This is a genomic window from Ruegeria sp. HKCCD6157 (genome assembly GCF_013110685.1).
GTDB lineage: Bacteria > Pseudomonadota > Alphaproteobacteria > Rhodobacterales > Rhodobacteraceae > Ruegeria.
This window is the reverse complement of record NZ_WVRB01000003.1, coordinates 293,124-311,190: the sequence shown is the minus strand read 5'-3', so window position 1 is coordinate 311,190 and position 18,067 is coordinate 293,124. Positions and strand designations below refer to the sequence as shown.

The 18,067-nt window shown below is 56.0% G+C and carries 16 protein-coding genes; 8 read left to right on the top strand and 8 right to left on the bottom strand.

Annotated elements, in window-relative coordinates:
- Window positions 1-148: 148 nt before the first annotated feature.
- Window positions 149-1,681, bottom strand: coding sequence for an alkaline phosphatase family protein (locus tag GS612_RS13305; protein WP_171233351.1), 1,533 nt, complete (start codon window positions 1,679-1,681; stop codon window positions 149-151).
- Between the two features lie 261 nt (window positions 1,682-1,942).
- Between GS612_RS13305 and GS612_RS13300 the strand changes: the two genes are divergently transcribed.
- The 4 genes from GS612_RS13300 to GS612_RS13285 are packed head-to-tail and all read left to right on the top strand — an operon-like array spanning window position 1,943 to window position 5,859.
- Complete coding sequence (locus GS612_RS13300; protein WP_171640943.1) at window positions 1,943-3,067, top strand: MlaE family lipid ABC transporter permease subunit; 1,125 nt, start codon at window positions 1,943-1,945, stop codon at window positions 3,065-3,067.
- Between the two features lies 1 nt (window position 3,068).
- Window positions 3,069-3,884, top strand: coding sequence for an ABC transporter ATP-binding protein (locus GS612_RS13295; protein ID WP_171640941.1), 816 nt, complete (start codon window positions 3,069-3,071; stop codon window positions 3,882-3,884).
- A gap of 5 nt (window positions 3,885-3,889) precedes the next feature.
- Window positions 3,890-5,206 carry an MlaD family protein gene (locus GS612_RS13290; RefSeq protein ID WP_171640939.1) on the top strand — a complete coding sequence of 439 codons (1,317 nt, stop codon included), beginning with the start codon at window positions 3,890-3,892 and terminating at the stop codon, window positions 5,204-5,206.
- Window positions 5,203-5,859, top strand: coding sequence for an ABC-type transport auxiliary lipoprotein family protein (locus GS612_RS13285; RefSeq protein ID WP_171363340.1), 657 nt, complete (start codon window positions 5,203-5,205; stop codon window positions 5,857-5,859). The genes GS612_RS13290 and GS612_RS13285 overlap by 4 nt, the downstream gene beginning before the upstream one ends.
- A gap of 86 nt (window positions 5,860-5,945) precedes the next feature.
- On the opposite strand, the gene GS612_RS13280 is transcribed toward GS612_RS13285, so the two are convergent.
- Window positions 5,946-7,526, bottom strand: coding sequence for an FMN-binding glutamate synthase family protein (locus tag GS612_RS13280; protein ID WP_171640937.1), 1,581 nt, complete (start codon window positions 7,524-7,526; stop codon window positions 5,946-5,948).
- A 249-nt stretch (window positions 7,527-7,775) separates the two neighbouring features.
- Here GS612_RS13280 and GS612_RS13275 point away from each other — a divergent pair, with 249 nt between their 5' ends.
- Window positions 7,776-8,144 (top strand): CrcB family protein, encoded by a 369-nt coding sequence (locus tag GS612_RS13275; protein ID WP_152460497.1) that lies wholly within the window; start codon window positions 7,776-7,778, stop codon window positions 8,142-8,144.
- Entirely contained in the window at window positions 8,141-8,503 is a 363-nt protein-coding gene (gene crcB, locus GS612_RS13270) for a fluoride efflux transporter CrcB (protein ID WP_152460498.1), read from the top strand. Before GS612_RS13275 ends, crcB begins: the two co-directional genes overlap by 4 nt.
- On the opposite strand, the gene GS612_RS13265 is transcribed toward crcB, so the two are convergent.
- The 6 genes from GS612_RS13265 to GS612_RS13240 are packed head-to-tail and all read right to left on the bottom strand — an operon-like array spanning window position 8,500 to window position 15,017.
- Window positions 8,500-10,023, bottom strand: a complete 1,524-nt coding sequence (locus GS612_RS13265) for a DHA2 family efflux MFS transporter permease subunit (RefSeq protein WP_171640935.1) — start codon at window positions 10,021-10,023, stop codon at window positions 8,500-8,502. The genes crcB and GS612_RS13265 overlap by 4 nt on opposite strands.
- A complete protein-coding gene (locus GS612_RS13260; protein ID WP_171640933.1) occupies window positions 10,020-11,003 on the bottom strand; it encodes an HlyD family secretion protein in 984 nt (327 codons plus the stop codon). Before GS612_RS13260 ends, GS612_RS13265 begins: the two co-directional genes overlap by 4 nt.
- Window positions 11,004-11,037: 34 nt before the next feature.
- Window positions 11,038-11,364, bottom strand: a complete 327-nt coding sequence (locus GS612_RS13255) for a cytochrome o ubiquinol/quinol oxidase subunit IV (RefSeq protein WP_253286170.1) — start codon at window positions 11,362-11,364, stop codon at window positions 11,038-11,040.
- On the bottom strand, window positions 11,357-11,989 hold the full coding sequence (locus tag GS612_RS13250; RefSeq protein WP_171331479.1) for a cytochrome c oxidase subunit 3: 633 nt from the start codon (window positions 11,987-11,989) through the stop codon (window positions 11,357-11,359). Before GS612_RS13250 ends, GS612_RS13255 begins: the two co-directional genes overlap by 8 nt.
- Window positions 11,986-14,076 (bottom strand): cbb3-type cytochrome c oxidase subunit I, encoded by a 2,091-nt coding sequence (locus GS612_RS13245; RefSeq protein ID WP_171640931.1) that lies wholly within the window; start codon window positions 14,074-14,076, stop codon window positions 11,986-11,988. The genes GS612_RS13250 and GS612_RS13245 overlap by 4 nt, the downstream gene beginning before the upstream one ends.
- Complete coding sequence (locus tag GS612_RS13240) at window positions 14,073-15,017, bottom strand: cytochrome ubiquinol oxidase subunit II (RefSeq protein ID WP_253286169.1); 945 nt, start codon at window positions 15,015-15,017, stop codon at window positions 14,073-14,075. Before GS612_RS13240 ends, GS612_RS13245 begins: the two co-directional genes overlap by 4 nt.
- A 200-nt stretch (window positions 15,018-15,217) precedes the next feature.
- Between GS612_RS13240 and GS612_RS13235 the strand changes: the two genes are divergently transcribed.
- Together GS612_RS13235 and galU are read left to right on the top strand one after the other, a co-directional pair.
- Window positions 15,218-16,453 carry a lytic murein transglycosylase gene (locus tag GS612_RS13235; protein WP_371809346.1) on the top strand — a complete coding sequence of 412 codons (1,236 nt, stop codon included), beginning with the start codon at window positions 15,218-15,220 and terminating at the stop codon, window positions 16,451-16,453.
- Between the two features lie 660 nt (window positions 16,454-17,113).
- The gene (galU, locus tag GS612_RS13230; RefSeq protein WP_152460504.1) at window positions 17,114-18,007 is read left to right on the top strand and encodes a UTP--glucose-1-phosphate uridylyltransferase GalU; all 894 of its coding nucleotides are present in this window, start codon (window positions 17,114-17,116) and stop codon (window positions 18,005-18,007) included.
- Window positions 18,008-18,067 lie beyond the last annotated feature (60 nt).

Genomic DNA, 18,067 nt, shown 5'->3' with positions numbered 1-18,067 from the left:
CGCTGTTCGGTGATGTCCAGGTTCGTCTTCTCCACGCCCCATGGGTACCATCAGAATTGATGCGCCGGTAGTGGAATTGATGCACGACAAAACGTCTCATGCAACTTGCCTGATCCAACTGAAAAGAGCGCGAAAGCGTGCAGTGATCCTAATATCTGGAACGGGACTTCGCGCCTTCGGAAGTAATGGAGTGCAACGACAAGGTATGATCCATGTTTCGCATCCGATGGCGCAGCATCTGTCTGCCCAACCGGGCAAGATCAGCCGCAAACGCAGGGTTTTCCGCAAGGTTTTCGAATTCTCCCTGTCCCTGGTGATCAAACAGGATCGGCGGCAGGTCGGCTGCAAACTCGACCAACGTGAACCGTTCGTCCCGCAATATTCCCAGACAGGAATCACTGTTGCCCGTTCCCAACCGCCGTTGCCAGAGCGTAGGTTCTTCGGGTTCCGAGAAATCCAGCTCGCTGAAGGAATAGCTGCGCCAGTCATCGGGAACGTCGCCGTGCAACAAGGGCAGCAAAGACCTGCCATCCATGGCGTTTGGGACAGTCTGCCCAATCCAATCAAGGATAGTCGGCGTGACATCAATCGACTCGGTAGGAACGGTCACTTTCGCGCCGGCCATGGCCTCGTTCCCCGGAAGGCGTATCATCAACGGTGTGTGATAGGCAGCGTCGTACACAGTCATTTTGCCCCAGCTGTGCCTGTCGCCCAGCATTTCGCCATGATCAGCCGTAATGACCAGCATGGTATCGTCGTATTGCCCGCTGTCCTTGAGATACTGAACGACGCGCCCGATATGGTGATCGACCTCGGTCGCCAATCCCAGATAAACGGCACGCAAAGTGCGAATGTTTTCATCCGTTGGCTCAACGTCAGCAAAGCCATGAACGAACTTTTCTGCCGTATAGGCGTCCAGCTTTGGTCCGAAAAACGGATGCAGCGCCTTTTCAGCGGCTTCGCTCGGAAGGCGTTTCGGCAGAGGGATTTCCACCGGATCGTACATGTCGTTATACGGGGCAGGCGCAACCAAAGGTGGATGAGGACGGATGTAAGTCAGATGAGCAAACCACCCCTCGCCTTGATGAGGTGCAATCCCGTCCAGAAACGCACCGGTCAGGAAGGCTGTGTCGCTGTGTTCTGCCCGATACATGGCCGGGTCGTTCAGCTTGGGCGTTTGACCATCCGGTGAGACAGGCTTGTAGACATCCCAATATGTATCGAACGTATAGCCATTTTTCATCAAATATGATCGCCAAGGGTATGACTCTTCCAGGCGCATTTCGACAACTTCAAGGAACCCGTTCATCGATTGCTCGTAAGATTTGAGCACGGGGTCGTTGGGATCATGGACTCGGGGATCGGCAGACGTATCGGTGTACCCGAACAGCATCGGCATATATCCCGCCTTTCGCATTTCCGTGGCGATGTTCGGCGTGTCATGACGCAGCGGAGTACCATTTCGCACGGAACGGTGGTTCATCGCGTATTGGCCGGTCAAAATCGATGCGCGGGATGGCCCACAGGGGTTGGTGACGGAGAAGTGGCGCGTAAAACTTACCGCCTCGTCCATGAAAGCCCGCAAGTTCGGTAGCTGCACGTGCTCGGCCAGAGCGCCGTTCAGGCAATCTGCCCTCAATTGATCGATGATGATGAACAGAACGTTCTTGGCGTGATGCATACCGACTTCTCCGAATTCCGCAGCCTGGTTTCCGCGGCGGAATGTGTCCCGCTTCCGTTTTTCGCGCAACCGATTAGTCGAACAGCCCTGCGTTTTCTTATCCGGCCTGACTTGAGCCGCGAAAAGTAACGGACAGGTCTCCAATTATGCTTGCTCCTACTCATGGTCCGGCGTGACGCCAAGGCCATCCTTTCCGGCAAAAACCGGGTCAAAGGGCACAAAGTCATTGCAGGCATTGAATGTTTTACTTCACATGGCACCATGACGCAGCCAACGATCACATCAGAGCGCGACGCCAGCGGCAATCAAGTGCGCATTTCTGGTGAGTTGCTCACACAATCCCTGCAAACCGTGGAGCATGATTTTGCTGCGGTCCAACCTTGTGGGGGCAAGGTCGTTTTTGATCTGTCCGGCATAGAAGCACTGGATACGGGCGGGGCCTGGCTGGTTGCGGACCTAGGCCGGAGGTTCACGTCAATCGGTGCCACGCTGGAGTTTCAAGGCGTGAAACCCGCACATGCGACACTGATAGACACGGTGACACGCAGCATCCCGGACAAACCCGGCAAGCTTGAGGAGCCTCGCGGTTTTCTGGACTGGGTCGCTCATGTGGGTCAGGGCACATTCGGGGCCTGGAAGGATACCCTGTCGATCCTCGAATTTCTGGGCCTTACCCTGCACCGCTTGTTTCGGACCCTGGTCATGCCGTGGCGCCTGCGCAAAGCGGCCCTTGTCACACATATGGAGGAAACCGGGGTCAAAGCCCTTCCCATCGTGGCCCTGATGGGTTTTCTGATCGGTGTCGTGCTGGCATTTCAGGGTGCGACACAATTGAAACAGTTCGGGGCCGAGATCTTTGTGGTCGAACTGATTTCGATCTCGATTCTGCGAGAGCTGGGAATTTTGCTGACCGCGATTATTGTTGCCGGCCGCTCGGGTTCGGCATTCACGGCCTCGATCGGTTCGATGAAAGTACAGGAAGAGATCGACGCCATGCGGACGCTGGGCCTTGACCCGATCGAGGTTCTTGTCATTCCACGTGTTTTGGCGTTGCTGATCATGCTGCCCATTCTTGGGTTTGTCGCAGATATGGCCGGCCTGTTCGGCGGCGCACTGATGAGCTGGATCGATCTGGGCGTAAGCCCGGGCATGTTTGTCACTCGTCTGAAAGAAAACACCGATGTCTGGCAACTTGCAGTTGGTTTGATCAAGGCACCGTTCTTTGCATTGGTCATCGGGGTCATAGCCTGCTGGCAGGCCATGCAGGTCAAAGGATCTGCCCAGAGTGTCGGGCAGCGTACAACCGCCTCGGTCGTGCAATCCATTTTCATGGTGATTGCAATCGACGCATTGTTTTCGATTTTCTTTTCCGAAATCGGAATCTGACATGAACAATAGCACGCAACACGAAACGGAACAGAACGCATCGCAGCGTGACGCCGTGATCCGCGTTCGCGGTCTCAGGAACCAATTCGGAACGCAGGTGGTTCATGACGATCTGAACCTTGATGTCTGGCGTGGCGAGGTTCTGGGCATCGTTGGCGGGTCCGGAACCGGAAAATCCGTTTTGCTTCGTACGATTGTGGGTCTGAACAAACCAGCCGCCGGCAGTATCGAAGTGCTGGGCGTGGATGTCTTAAACGGCCCTGAAGAAGATCGCCGCAGGATCGAACGCCACTGGGGCGTGGCCTTTCAGGACGGTGCGCTGTTTTCATCGCTGACCGTATTGCAAAACGTGATGGCCCCACTGCGAGAACATACGGGCATCAGTGAAAAACTGATGGAATCGCTGGGTGCGTTGAAGATCAGCCTTGTGGGTCTGCCCCAGCTGAGTTGCGTCAAGTTTCCATCGGAACTGTCGGGCGGCATGCGAAAGCGCGCCGCCCTGGCACGGGCGCTGGCGCTTGATCCCGAAATCGTTTTTCTGGATGAGCCGACCGCCGGATTGGACCCGATTGGCGCGGCTGCATATGATGAACTGATCGGCGAATTGCAGCAGGCACTTGGGTTGACTGTTTTCATGGTCACCCATGATCTGGACAGCCTTTACGCCATCTGTGACCGAATTGCAGTGCTTGCAGAAAAACGCGTGCTGGTTGAAGGTCCGATTGAGGATATGACCAAAGTGGATCATCCTTGGGTGCAGGAATATTTCACAGGCCCCCGCGCCCGCGCGGCGCAACAGAAGGGTCAGGACAGGTAAAGGCGATGGAAACCAGAGCAAATTACATCCTGATCGGCGCGTTCACCCTTGCGGGGCTGTTGGGCGTATTCGGCTTTTTCCTGTGGTTGGCGAAATTCGAAGTGACCCGCCAATACGCTTATTACGATGTATTGTTCGATAATGTCTCGGGGCTTTCGGCGGCGGGCGGAGTGAATTTCAACGGCCTTCCTGTTGGGCAGGTGATCTCTCTGAACCTGGACGAGGACGATCCCTCCAAGGTTCGCGTGCGAATAGAAGTGGATGCAGATATTCCGATCACCGAAGAAACGATCGCCCAGCTTCAATCGCTGGGTGTTACCGGCGTCGGTTACGTTGAACTTACCGGCGGGTCACCGACTGCCAAAAGGCTGCCGCAAGACAGCGTGATCAATAGCAAGCGCAGCACCATCCAGTCATTGTTTGAAGGCGCACCAAAAGTGCTGGACGAGGCCGTTACACTTCTGGAAAGCCTGAACAAGGTCGTCGACGACAAGAACCGGCAAGCCGTGAGCAGCATTCTGGACAACCTTGCCTCTGCGACCGGCCGGCTGGACAAAACACTGACAAGCTTTGAATCCGTGGCCAGCGACATTGGCAGTGCAGCCAAGGATATTGGTGAATTTTCAAAACGTCTGGACCCCTTGATCGAAACGGCGGATACGACCCTCAAAACCGGCACGGAAACGCTCAATTCGGTCAAGTCCGCGTCCGAGTCAGCCAGGGTCGCGCTGGACGAAGCGAAAACGACGATCGAATCGGCAGACCGCATCTTGCAGCAGGACGTTCGACCTTTCATCGAACGCGGGTCGCAACTGGCCGAACGGTTGACCCTCTTGTCGGATGAAGGCAGCGTCACGCTGGGGATCGTGAACGAGACCGTGTTGAACGCCAACACGACACTTGGTTCGATCACATCCGCAATGGACACGGCCAAAGGTGCGCTGTCTTCGGCGGAAACGGCCTTTGAATCAGCCAACCGCGTCATGGAAGAAGACGTGGCGCCCGTTGCGGAAGATATCCGGAAGGCGGCCAACCAGGTCACCGAAACAGTCTCGAACATCACCGGTAAAATCGATCAGATTTCAGACGATGTCCTGAGCGCGTCGAACTCTGCCTCAGAGCTGCTGGGGACAATTGACGGCATCGTTCAGACCAACCGCCGGCAGGTGTCAGACTTCCTGCGCGTGGGTCTGCCGCAATTTATCCGCTTCGTCGAAGAATCCCAACGCCTGGTAATCAGCCTCGACCGTCTGGTGGACAAGGTCGAACGTGATCCTGCGCGGTTTCTGCTGGGCACCCAAGCATCGGAGTTCCGTCAATGATCAAGCCTGCAATTGCAATTCTGACGTTTGCATTGGTCGGTGGATGTGCCGGGTTGGGCACTTTGAAACAAGCCGCGAAACCCAACGATTTATATCTGTTGACACCCAAAAGCACGTTTTCGTCGGCGCTGCCGCGAATACAGAAACAGATCGTTGTTGAAGAACCAACTGCAACCGCTGCGGTGAACACGGATCAGATCGCCATTCAGCCCACCCCGTTTCAGGTTCAGTATTTGCCACGGGCGCGATGGGTGGATCGCGCACCTCTGATCGTTCAGACGCTATTGATCGAAAGCTTTGAGAACTCCGGCAAAGTCGCCGCCGTCGGCCGGTCAACGGTTGGTCTGCGCGCTGATTACGTGATCGCACCGGACCTGCGCGAGTTTCAGGGCATCGTTGTTTCGGATCCCGAAAACGGAGACAAAATCCGTATCGAAGTGCGCATGAACATCAAGGTCATCGATGAATACGACGACAAGATCATCGCTTCGAATTCGTTTCAGGAAAATGTCGTTGCCGCAAGCGACCAGACATCAGATTTGATCAAAGCGTTTGATTTGGCCTTGGGGCGCGCGATGCGGGATTCCGTTGAATGGAGCATTCGCAGGATCAACACGCATGTGGCCAACAATCCCAGATCGAACCCCAGTTGAGGTAAGCCACATGTCGAAACGGCGGGCGCGGGCGCAATTCGCCCACACCCCTTCTGGGTAAACGGTTGTTTGTTCCGGATCCCGCCTCAGAAACGAGATGCCGAAGCGCGTTTCCAATCCGCCGCGAATCCCTCGGGAACCACATCTGCCAGCAACGCACCATCCTCCAGATAGGTGTAAAGCTCGCCATAGGTGCGCTCATGCTCGTCCGCCGTGCGCCGCAAAATGTCGCGCGGATGCAGCTCGGACACTTTTTCCTTTCCCATCGCACCCAAGAGTTCGCGGAAGCTTTCCAGTGTTGCGTCGTGATAGCGGTGAACGCGCCGCCGCTTTTGCGGGATGTTCACCGCGCGCCCACGAACGGGATCCTGGGTGGCGACCCCGGACGGGCAACGGTTGGTGTTGCAATGCAAGGCCTGAATGCAGCCCACCGCAAACATCATCGCCCGTGCCGCATTGCAAATATCCGCACCAAGCGCGAATTTCTCGACCATGTCGTATCCGGTCGCCACTTTGCCCGCACAAATGATCCGGATCTTGTCGCGCAGCCCTACGCCACGCAGGCAATTGTTTACAAAAATAAGCGCCTCGTTCAGGGGCATGCCCAGACGGTTGGTGAACTCGACCGGGGCCGCGCCGGTACCCCCTTCTGATCCGTCAATGGTGATGAAGTCCGGCAAAATTCCTGTCTCGAGCATGGCCTTGCAGATCGACATGAACTCGGACGGGTTGCCAATACACAATTTGAAGCCGACAGGTTTGCCGCCGGACATTTCGCGCAGATGCTGAACAAAATGCATCAACCCCGAAGGCCCTTCAAAGGCACTGTGAGTTGGGGGGGAAATCACATCCTGATGCTCGGGCACCCCGCGGATTTCGGCAATTTCGGCATCGACCTTGGCAGCGGGAAGAACGCCCCCATGCGCAGGTTTGGCACCTTGGGACAGTTTGATTTCGATTGCCTTGACCACATCCTTTGTGGCCCTTACGGCAAACTTGTCCTTGTCAAACCCGCCTTCCGGCGTTCGACATCCAAAATAGCCCGTCCCAATCTGCCAGATGATGTCGCCGCCTTCGGCCAGATGGTGAGGAGACAACCCGCCTTCACCGGTATTGTGGGCAAAGCCTCCGTCCTTTGCCCCGCCGTTCAGCGCGCGGATGGCGTTGGCGCTCAACGCGCCGAAGCTCATGGCCGAAACATTGAGACGCGAGGCGCTGTACGGCTTCGTGCATTGTGGCCCGCCCAACATGACGCGATCTTCGCTTTTATCCACATGTTTGGGCGCAAGCGAATGATTTGCGCGGTGATATCCAACCTCGTTTATGTCGTATTGCGTTCCGAAGGCCTGCGTATCCATCTGGCCCTTGGCGCGGGAGTAAACCAGGCCGCGTACGATCCGGTTGTAAGGTCGGCCGCTTTCGTTGGTTTCAACGAAATACTGTCGAATTTCCGGGCTGACGAATTCAAGCATGTACCGGAAATGCCCCAGAACCGGATAGTTGTTCAGAACATTGTGCTTGGTAGTCAAAACATCATAAAGGCCGATGACCGCGTAGGGCACCAAGATGACCAAAAGCCAATGTACGGGCGGCCAGAAGAACCCCAACAGCAACACGAGCGGCAGGCAGACATAGCTCAGAAAATAGTAGATCCTGCGTACAATCATGTTCCTGTCTCCTCGTGGTTCCGACCGGCAGTTGCGCGTTCCAACAACACTCAACGTGAAACAGATTGATTTTTAATTGCAAGCTTTCGCGGGAATTTATCCGCCCGAAGACGAAAACGTGAAAACGCGCTACGTTGGCTCAACAGTTGAACAGGGTGTCGCCAGTGGATATGCCACGCATACCAGAAGACGACAGGCATTCACTTGACAAAGACGCATTCCCAACACCGGCGCGACCGAAAGAGCCTTATGTTTCTCGCCGTCTTTGCCGGAGGGGCGCTGGGATCGTTGTTGCGCGAAGTTTTCGCGCTGGAAATCCCCGGCCTCAGTTTCCTCACGTCGACCTTCGGCATCAACGTGGCGGCCTGTTTCGTCTTGGGGTGGCTGTATTCAATACGCCACAAGGTGCACGCGCATGTGCTGCATCTGGGCGCGGTCGGATTTTGTGGTGGGTTGTCCACCTTTTCGTCTTTTGTAGCTGATCTGGAACGTATTGCCGAAAGTGATCTGTGGGCCGTGCCGCTTGCTGTCGGGTTGGAAATCGCTTTCGGCATTGGCGCTGCGCTGGTCGGAGAGAAGCTGGGCAACCATTTTCATTCCGAGAGGTCACCGTCATGAATGACCTCTATCTTCATGCGATGTTCGGACTGGGCGGAGGCCTGGGGGCGGTCCTACGTCATTGGCTGGCTTTGAAAGTGCGGCACGATTTGCCCTTTTCAACGTTGATCGTAAATGTACTGGGCAGCCTGCTGCTGGGGATCTGGATCGGCTATCTGGGCGGCCCTGTCGACATTCCCGAGGATCAAAGACGGCTGGTCTTTGGATTCTGCGGCGGGTTCACCACGTTTTCCAGCTTTGCCTATCAATCTCTTGAACTTCGGCGCGAGCGGACTCTGGTTCTGGCAGCTGGCAATATCCTGATCAGCCTGGCGCTGTGCTGGTTTGCCCTGTGGCTTGGGCTGACCTTGACGCGCTAATGCACATGAGCGGCAACATGTGACCCGGGCTTCGGAGCGCGACAAAAGAAAAGCAATGGAATAGTGGCCAAGGCAAGCAGACCCAGATTGTTGAACACGGTCAAATAGGAAATCATCTCGGCCTGCTTCATGATTTCCTGGCCCAGAATGGCAGCACCTTCAGCGCTGTCTGGCGCGAGGCCAAGCGGGCTCAGATACGCCTGGGCTGCGGGGTTGTAGGGCGTCACATTCTGGCTGAGCACCGCCGTATTGGTCTGCAACCCGCGTACAACCCAAGTGCCGACCAGCGAGATGCCAACCGACGATCCCAATTGCCTTGTCACGTTGAACAGACCAGAGGCTTCGTCCTGCCGGCCTTTACTGATGCTCTCGAAAGCCAGTATCGACATCGGCACGAACACAAGACCCATCCCGAGGCCGCTGATGGCCCCCGGCCACGCGAGCTCCCAAAAACCGGCATTGAGGTTGATGGCCCCCATCATGAAATTCCCGACCGCCGTCAGCAACAGACCGATGCCCGCCAGCAGGCGCGGATCAAAGCGGTTTACCAGAACTGCGCCGGTCAGAACCATGGACAGCCCTGCGGTCAGGCCACGCGGAATGAACAGATGGCCCGACGCGATGACTGGGAAATCCAGCAGGCTTTGAACCAGCGTCGGCAAAATCGCGATGCCCCCGAACAGAGACACGGCAAAACCCGCGATGATCAGATTGCACAGGGCAAAGTTTCGATCTGCGAACAGACGCAGGTCCACAACCGAAATGCGAGAGGTCAACGCGTGAAAAATGAAACCAAACGCCCCGATAACTGCTGCGATCACGGCCACCTGGATGACGCGGGACGACATCCAGTCCAGTGTCTCGCCTTGATCCAGAACGAATTGAAGGCACCCGATTCCAAGAGCCAGCAGAGCAAGGCCTTTCCAATCGATCTGAACCTCCTCGGTTTTGTCTTCCGGCAATTCTCCGGCCAGCAGAAGCAGTGCAAGGGCCGCCACGGGAACGTTGACAAAGAAGACCATCCGCCAGGAAAAATATTCGGTCAGAATTGCACCGACCGTTGGCCCCAGTACCGGCGCTACCACGACGCCCAGACCGAAAATGGCCATTGCCTGTCCGCGCTTTTCCCGCGGGAAGGCATCGAACAGAATGGACTGGGACAAAGGGATCAGGAAAGCGCCGAACATGCCCTGAGCCAGCCGAAAGGCAACGATGACCTCAAGGCTCCAGGACATGCCGCACATCATCGACATGACGGCAAAACCAGTCACCGCCGTCAGAATCAACCGTCGTCGGCCCACGCGTCGGGCGACGAACCCTGTCAACGGCATGATGACCACCGCGGAAACGATATAGCTGGTCAGAATCCATGTCGCCTGATCGGTCGTCGCCCCGAATGCGGCCTGGATATGCGGCAACGCCACATTGACGATCGTACTGTCCAGGACTTCCAGAATGGCGCTGAGAATAACGGCGATCACGATCACCATGTTCACATGGCCGGACGCCGCAGGGGTCATTTGCCGTCCACCGGACCTGTTGTATCTACGACAACTTTGCTGCTGCCTCCGACACGCAAGGGCGCATCGGTCGGGTCCAGCGCGATCCGAACCGGAAATCGCCGGGTGACCTTGACCCAATTCCCGCTCGCATTTTCCGAGGGCAACAACGAAAACGTGTCCCCGGACCCTCGCCCGATTGACGCCACCTTACCTGTAAGCGTTGCTCCGGGGAGCATATCGACATGTATCGTGACTGGCTGCCCCGGACGAATGCGCGCCAATGCGGTCTCTTTGAAGTTCGCGTCCACCCACCAATCGGACGATTCGACAATCGAAAATTGCGGGGCATTGGCGGACACCGAGGATCCGGGGCGAAGGGTCAGATTGGCGATCCATCCGTCGGCCGCGGCATGGATCTTGGTCCAGGCAAGGTTGGTTTGCGCTATTTCAAGCTGTGCCCGCGCAGACAAGATATCATCCTGTTTCGCCTGCAACCCGCTTTTCAGTGCCAAAAGGCTGGACTGGCTGGTCGTCAACCGTGCAGAGGCTTGGGCGAATTCCGATGCCGTCTGATCCAGCGATGCCTGTGCGACATCGCCTGATGCGAACAGGGCTTTCGCACGTTCAAAACTCTTCAATGCAGTATCGTAGGCCGATTGGGCGCTGTCCACCGAAGCCTCTGCCGCCGCAATCTGTGTGGAATAGGATTTGGCCTGTTGTATCGCACTGTCCAGATTGGCTTTGGCTGCATCCACCGAAGCCTTGAATTGAGTGTCGTCGATCGTGAAAAGCAGATCGCCGTTTTTCACGGGCTGGTTTTCGATCACATGTACATCGGCCACCTGCCCTGTCACCTGCGCAGCGACATAAATGATGTTCGCGCCCAGATATGCATCCTGAGTGGACGGGTACCGCTCTTCGTGTCTCCAGAACAGAACAAGACCGACTGCAATTGCTGCAAGTATCAAAGCCACGGCTGCGATTTTGAGTGGCTTCATTTTCGTATCCCTTTCTGCACACGAACCATGAGCATCACATCACATGCATGTGCATTCGTATTGCCAGATTGCCCAGCACCCAGACCGTTCCAAAAATCATGATCAACAGAACCATCGTGGAAAACAGAACCAGATGCAGGTCTTCACGACTGCTGCGCCGGCGATCGATGTGCAGGAAATATACAAGTTGCAGAACAAGTTGGGCCAGACCCAGCAATCCAATTGTCAGGTAAACACCGGGGGTTTCGATCCCAAACAGATGGGCCACGCCGAAGGTCGCAAAAGTCAACAGCAGCGAACCACCGTATCCGATCAAATAGCGCCGACGCTCGCGACGGTGCATTTCAGAGCGTTTATCCATAGGTCAGACCTCCGAAATAAACGATGGTGATGATCCCGATCCAGATCAGGTCCAGAAAATGCCAGAACAGGGCCAACCGAACCACACGCGAGATAATGACATCCGTCATCCCTTTCACGCGCAGCTGAATACCCAGAACGATCAGCCACAGGCACCCTGCGGCGACGTGCAGACCATGCAGCGGAACAAGGCCGAAGAAGGCCGACAAGAAACCGCTGCGCTGCGGAATGCCACCTTGTTCCGCCATGGCCATGAAATCACGCACCTCCAGCACTAGGAAGCTGATGCCCAGAAAAAGCGTGACGCCAAACCACAAGACAATGCGAGCGCGCGGCAGATTGTATTTCAGCGCCAGCATGGCAAGGCCAACCGTCAGGCTGCTTGTCAACAGGATGAGCGTCTGCGCAAAGACGCTTTTGAGATCAAACAGCTCGTGCGGGCCGGGACCACCGGCCTGTGCATCGATCATCGTGATGTAAATCGCAAACATCAGGCCGAAATAGACCAGATCGCTCATCAAAAAGACCCAGAACCCGAAGGTGACGACCTCGGTCGCCTTGTGAGCACTCGCGTGACGTTCCCCCAGGTTGATACCCGGATAGCTGTGGGTGGGCGCGCGCTTCATGTCACCGCCTCCAGATCAGGGCGGGCGAGGCCGCGATTTTCCGGAGACGTCTCGGAATCGCGATCCACCGCCTTTTCACCGTGAACCAATGCAAGCCAGGCTTCGTGATCCTTGCGCACTTCTTCCGCAGGTATGGTCAGCTCGGTACTGTCGTCGAACGTCCAGATGATCACCGCCAGGATCATCAGAACCGTCATCAATGCAGCCAACCACCAAATCCACCAGACCAGTGCGAACATCCAGATACCACTCATGACACACAGAACGAAACCAATGCCTGTATTGCGCGGCAAATCGATATCTTCATAGGCGTCGGGCGTTGGATAGGCCGCCCCCTTTTCCTTTGCTGCCGCAAAATCATCCCGGTCCGTAACGGTTGGGATGATCGCAAAGTTGTACGGCGGCGGCGGCGACGGGATAGACCATTCCAACGTCCGCCCATCCCATGGATCTCCAACGGGAACGCGGGTCTTTTCGCGGTCGCGGATGCTGACCCAAAGTTGGATCAGAACCGAGAGCAACGCGCAGGTAATCACCAGCGCCCCGACGATCGCCACCATCATGAAGGGATGGAAAGATGGGTCATCATAGCTGAAAGAACGGCGCGGCATCCCCATCAGCCCGACGAAGTAAAGCGGCATGAAGGTCAGCAAAAACCCTAAGGTCCAGAGGGCGACGGTCACACGGCCCCAGAATTCGTTCAGGCGAAAGCCGAAAGCCTTTGGAAACCAGTAGTTATAGGCGGCCAACAGCCCAAACAGCACACCCGGCAACAGTACGTTGTGGAAGTGGGCCACCAGGAACAATGTATTGTGCACCTGATAATCCACGGTCGGATTGGCCAAGATCACCCCGCTCAGTCCGCCAATCACGAACAACATCAAAAATGCCAATCCGTACAGCATCGGCACCGAGAACCGGATGCGCCCCCGCCACAAAGTCGCCATCCAGTCATAGACTTTTACACCGGTGGGGATGGCGATCAGCATGGTTGCGATGCCAAAAACGGCGTTGATCAGGGCGCTCTGCCCCATGGTGAAGAAGTGGTGCAGCCAGACGGTAAACGACAAAACCGCGATCGACATCGTAGCGATGACGAGCGAGTTGTAGCCGTAGAGCCTCTTGGCCGAAAAAGTCGCAAAAACTTCGGAGTAGATGCCGTAAGCGGGCAGAACCAGCAGGTAAACCTCGGGGTGGCCGAACAGCCAGAACAGATTGGCATAGTTCATCATATTGCCGCCGAGGTCATTGGTGAAAAAGTGGAAGTCCAAATAGCGGTCCGCAGCCAGCAAAAGCGCCGCGACGCCCAACGGCGGCATCGCAAAGACGATCAGGATCGAACTGCATATGATGGTCCAGCAATACATCGGCAACCGCATGAAGGTCATGCCCGGCGCGCGCATCTTGTAGATCGTAACGGCAAAATTGATACCGGTAAGCGTCGTGCCGACACCCGAAACAACGATCGCCCAGATCCAATAGTCCGGCCCAACTCCCGGATTGAAAGCGGCGCCGGTATACGGTGGGTAGGCCGTCCAGCCACCGGTCGAGAACCGCCCCACGACCAGCGAAACCATAAGCATCATGCCCGAGGAAACCGTCAGGCCCAGACTGATCTGGTTCAAGCGTGGGAACGCCACATCCCGCGCCCCGATCATCAGCGGGACGACATAGTTCGCGATGCCAAAGACAAAGGGCACCGCGACAAAGAAAATCATGATCGTGCCATGGGTACTGAACAGCTCGGCGAAATGTTCGGCTTCCAGGAACCCGTCGCCCGGGCCGGCAGCCTGCTGCGCGCGCATGACAACGCCTTCCAACACGCCGCGCGCCAGCATGACGATGGCAAAGACGACATACATGATCCCTATCTTCTTGTGATCAACACTGGTCAGCCAATCGCGCCAAAGGGGCGTCCACAACCGAAACCAGCTGAGCAGGCCGACCACGACGAAAACGCCAACCAAGACGATTGCGGCGGCGGCGTTGGCAACGATCTCATTCGCGTTCGGGTTCTGGATCAATCCTGTGATCGGAAGCGCATCCCAGTCGAGGCGGCCGAGGAAGCCTGAATAGGACGGCGTCATTGCTGCACCTCCTGCCCGAAGGATGCCGTTCCCGGCTGTTGATCCACCGGCAGCGCTTTGCCGCTGTGATAGCGGTGCAGGATCGTTTGAAACAAATCTTGTTCCATCGTGAAGTACAGCGCGTCCTTTGGCATCTTGTCGGTGCCCAGCGCCGCCTGCACCTCATCCCTGTCTGTCCGCATCGCAAGCGTCTGATACGTTTCCGGGTCCAGTCGGATACCATTTTCGCGGACTTTCTGGGCCCAGCTTTCAAATTCATCACTGTGCATGGCAACGGTACGAAATTTCTGTTTGGTAAAACCCCGCCCGTTGTACTGCGTGTTCTCGCCTTGCATGACCTCGGGGACGTCCGCGACCAGATGCAGTTGCGTGGTCATTCCCGGCATCGCGTAAATCTGGCCTGCCAGCGCAGGGATCATGAAGGATTGCATGACGGTATCGGTGGTCAGAGTCATGGCCACTTGCCTTTTGGTGGGAATGCCGAACTCGCCCACACTGGCGATACCAAGATCGGGATAGATGAACAGCCACTTCCAATCCAGCCCGACAACCTGCACGCGCAAGGCCGGATCTTCACCAAACGCCGACGCGTACGGATCAAGCCGATGGGTGGCCTTCCAAAGGTAGAACGACAGGAGCGCCACAATCACAACGGGCACACCCCACATGAGGAATTCCAGTTTCGCGGAAAAATCCCAATCCGGTCGGTAAGCTGCGTGGCTGTTCCTTCGGCGGCGATAACGAAACGCGATCAACGGCACCAGTATCAGCACAGGGATAACAGCCACCATGATCAAAGCGGTCGCCCGCAGCAGATGCGTTTTCTGGATGGCGGCAATAGGTCCTTGCGGATCCATAAAACTGTCGCTGGCGGCAACCATTTGCGGCATCGACACAAACAGGATCAACGCCATCGCGAGCCGAGGGACTTGATTGGGCATTTTTACTTGTGCCACAACTGACTGCCCTTTCCTCAAACAAAATATCATTCGACTATCGACAAGTGCGTGAATTTTCTCAAGAGTTTTTCAAACCACAAATTGCCCAAGTCTAACCCGATTCAACTTCGGGTATATGGAACCAAGGATGCGCGGTATCTTCCCATTGACTTGCAATCCCAACCGGGACAGACAAAATGAAGATGCGTATTCTGGTATTCTCCTTCGGGTTGATCCTGCTCTTTCAGCCCTCGTTGGCGCAGGATCGTGCGGCGATCGAACGCCAGTTTCAGTCGTGGTTGCAGGAAACCGTTTGGCCCCGGGCAAAGGCCAAAGGTGTGACACGAGAGACGATGCAACAAGCCCTCTCTGACGTGACCCTTGACTGGAAATTGCCGGATCTGGTGCCACCGGGAAGCACGCGCATAACTCCCAAGGTCCAGAAACAGGCCGAGTTTGGCTCACCCGGTCGCTATTTCAATCCGGGGTCGGTACAAGGCGCAACATCGGCAGGACGTAGAATGGCACGGCGCCATACCGCAACTCTGGCGGCGGTCGAAGCCGAAACCGGCGTTCCTGCCCGCATTATTCTGGCGATCTGGGGAAGAGAGAGCGGATACGGACAGGTTCCGATCCGGCATGATGCTTTCAGGGTACTGTCGACCAAGGCCTTTATGAGCACCCGTGCAGACTATTTCACAACCGAACTTGTTGCCGCCCTGCAAATCGCAGAGGCAGGGCACCAGCCCGCCCGGCAAATGAAAAGCAGTTGGGCTGGCGCTTTGGGTCAGCCTCAGTTCATGCCGTCCAACTACTTGTCTTATGCTGTCGACGGCAACGGCGACGGGGCGGCTGATATTTGGGGGTCACCCGAAGATACGATTGCTTCAATCGGAAACTACCTCATGAAGCACGGCTGGGTTCCTGTACGGGACTGGGGATTCGAGGTTTTCGTACCCCAAAATGTCTCTTGCGCTTTGGAAGGCCCTGATCAGGGGCGACCTATTCAGGACTGGGTTGAGATGGGTGTACGTCGCGTCTCGGGCAACCCCTTTCCGGCCCATGAGCTGCGTGGTGACGGGTATTTGATGATGCCCGCAGGACGACATGGTCCGGCTTTTCTGGTTACGCCAAACTTCTACGTTCTAAAGGAATACAACAAAAGCGACCTGTATGCCTTGTTTGTCGGCCATGTTGGCGACCGTATTCAATACGGAATCGGCGATTTCAATGGCGCTTGGGGAAAGGTCGGCGGGCTGTACAGATCCGATATTGCCAAGATGCAGCAGGCGTTGGAACAAAAAGGACATGATGTCGGAGGAGTCGATGGACTGCCGGGGTTCAAAACGCGTCGTTCGATAGGTCGATGGCAAGAGACCGTGGGCATCGAACAGACCTGCTTTCCGGATGCGCTGATGAAAACAAGCCTGGCCCCGTGAGGCAAACCAAGGTGTCCAGCCGACTCTGACATCCGGCCTGCTCATCGATCCAATGTGCAACAATCAGGCGTTCCCAGAACCTATCTATGGAACCGCGTGACAATTGTTGCCCATTCGAGAACAGAATTTGAAAGGGCAAATCAAAAACTCGGATGCGTTGAACAAGGCGGTCAGCCGCCCTTTTGCCAAGGAAGATACTCTGTCCGTCTGCACCCTTTGACGCGGCTTGTCCTTCAAGCCGTTTGCTTCCGAAAAGAGGGTTGTGGGCGACTTTGGGCGGGTTGCGGTTTTCCGCGTCGGAAAACCACGCAAAAATAACATGATACGCGGCGCGGCAACCCGGTCGGGTCGGTTCAGGGAACGCCATGAGCTGCAAGACAAGCCGCGAAGAACAAGCCTATGAATTTTTCGTAATGGACCGGCGGTGATGTGTCCCGCTCTACGCCGTGCAGTCAGCCAATGATCCAAGCACCTTGTGCACAAGTATTGTATTGATACCGCATCAGACCGGGCTTTTGACTCCTCCTTGGCAAGGTGGCACGATTTGACTGATAGCAGCCTGATCCATCAGGCATCATTGATTGACAGGGTATTGCAGCCTATGAGGACATTCCGGACATTTCCTGCTCTGCTGGCAAAACTTGATAATTGAGAGGCACCATGACACGCAAAGTTACCAAAGCGGTTTTTCCAGTAGCGGGCATGGGAACGCGTTTTTTGCCAGCAACCAAATCCGTTCCGAAAGAGATCATGACGCTGGTGGATCGTCCATTGGTGCAATACGCAATTGACGAGGCCCGTGCCGCCGGGATCAAGGAGTTTATTTTTGTAACGTCACGCGGCAAATCCGCGCTGGAAGATTATTTCGACCACAACCTGGTGCTGGAGCAGGAGCTGAAAGCCAAAGGCAAAAACAAACTTCTGGATGTGCTGAACAAAACGAATATGGAAAGCGGCGCGATAGCTTATATCCGCCAGCACAAAGCTCTGGGGCTGGGACACGCGGTCTGGTGCGCCCGACGGCTGATCGGCGATGAACCATTTGCCGTCATGCTGCCTGACGACGTCATCGCCGCCGACAAACCCTGTCTGCAACAGATGATCGAGGCCTACGAAGACACCGGTGGCAACATGGTCGCGGCGATGGAAGTTCCAAAAGAAAAGACAAGTTCCTACGGCGTGCTCGATGTTGGCGACAATATCGGGTCTGTCGTCCCTACCCGAGGAATGGTTGAAAAGCCTGACCCATCGGAAGCACCATCCAATCTGGCGGTCATCGGTCGGTATGTGCTTCGGCCGTCCGTTTTGAACAACCTCAACGCAAAAAAAGCCGGAAGCGGCGGCGAAATCCAGCTGACCGACGCCATCGCCCAGGACATTGCCGCGGGAGTGCCGGCCTACGGCTATAAATTCGACGGTCAGCGTTTTGATTGCGGTTCAAAATCAGGCTTTCTGCAAGCCACCGTTGCTTTTGCTCTTGCCCGCGAAGACCTGCGCGATGATCTGAGCCAATATCTGAATGACATTGTCGCCACGGGGAAAGCTGCTCAGTAGCCACAGATTGTTTTACTTGACTAAAAACATGGCAATACTGTCAGTCACCCGCAATTCGAA

Bases quoted from the DNA above. Each gene is read 5' to 3' on its own strand.
- GS612_RS13240 (WP_253286169.1), bottom strand. From the start codon at position 15,017: ATGCCCAATCAAGTCCCTCGGCTCGCGATGGCGTTGATCCTGTTTGTG.
- GS612_RS13250 (WP_171331479.1), bottom strand. From the start codon at position 11,989: ATGAAGCGCGCGCCCACCCACAGCTATCCGGGTATCAACCTGGGGGAA.
- GS612_RS13275 (WP_152460497.1), top strand. From the start codon at position 7,776: ATGTTTCTCGCCGTCTTTGCCGGAGGGGCGCTGGGATCGTTGTTGCGC.
- GS612_RS13245 (WP_171640931.1), bottom strand. From the start codon at position 14,076: ATGACGCCGTCCTATTCAGGCTTCCTCGGCCGCCTCGACTGGGATGCG.
- GS612_RS13295 (WP_171640941.1), top strand. From the start codon at position 3,069: ATGAACAATAGCACGCAACACGAAACGGAACAGAACGCATCGCAGCGT.
- GS612_RS13285 (WP_171363340.1), top strand. From the start codon at position 5,203: ATGATCAAGCCTGCAATTGCAATTCTGACGTTTGCATTGGTCGGTGGA.
- galU (WP_152460504.1), top strand. From the start codon at position 17,114: ATGACACGCAAAGTTACCAAAGCGGTTTTTCCAGTAGCGGGCATGGGA.
- crcB (WP_152460498.1), top strand. From the start codon at position 8,141: ATGAATGACCTCTATCTTCATGCGATGTTCGGACTGGGCGGAGGCCTG.
- GS612_RS13265 (WP_171640935.1), bottom strand. From the start codon at position 10,023: ATGACCCCTGCGGCGTCCGGCCATGTGAACATGGTGATCGTGATCGCC.
- GS612_RS13280 (WP_171640937.1), bottom strand. From the start codon at position 7,526: ATGATTGTACGCAGGATCTACTATTTTCTGAGCTATGTCTGCCTGCCG.
- GS612_RS13255 (WP_253286170.1), bottom strand. From the start codon at position 11,364: ATGGATAAACGCTCTGAAATGCACCGTCGCGAGCGTCGGCGCTATTTG.
- GS612_RS13260 (WP_171640933.1), bottom strand. From the start codon at position 11,003: ATGAAGCCACTCAAAATCGCAGCCGTGGCTTTGATACTTGCAGCAATT.
- GS612_RS13300 (WP_171640943.1), top strand. From the start codon at position 1,943: ATGACGCAGCCAACGATCACATCAGAGCGCGACGCCAGCGGCAATCAA.
- GS612_RS13290 (WP_171640939.1), top strand. From the start codon at position 3,890: ATGGAAACCAGAGCAAATTACATCCTGATCGGCGCGTTCACCCTTGCG.
- GS612_RS13305 (WP_171233351.1), bottom strand. From the start codon at position 1,681: ATGCATCACGCCAAGAACGTTCTGTTCATCATCATCGATCAATTGAGG.
- GS612_RS13235 (WP_371809346.1), top strand. From the start codon at position 15,218: ATGCGTATTCTGGTATTCTCCTTCGGGTTGATCCTGCTCTTTCAGCCC.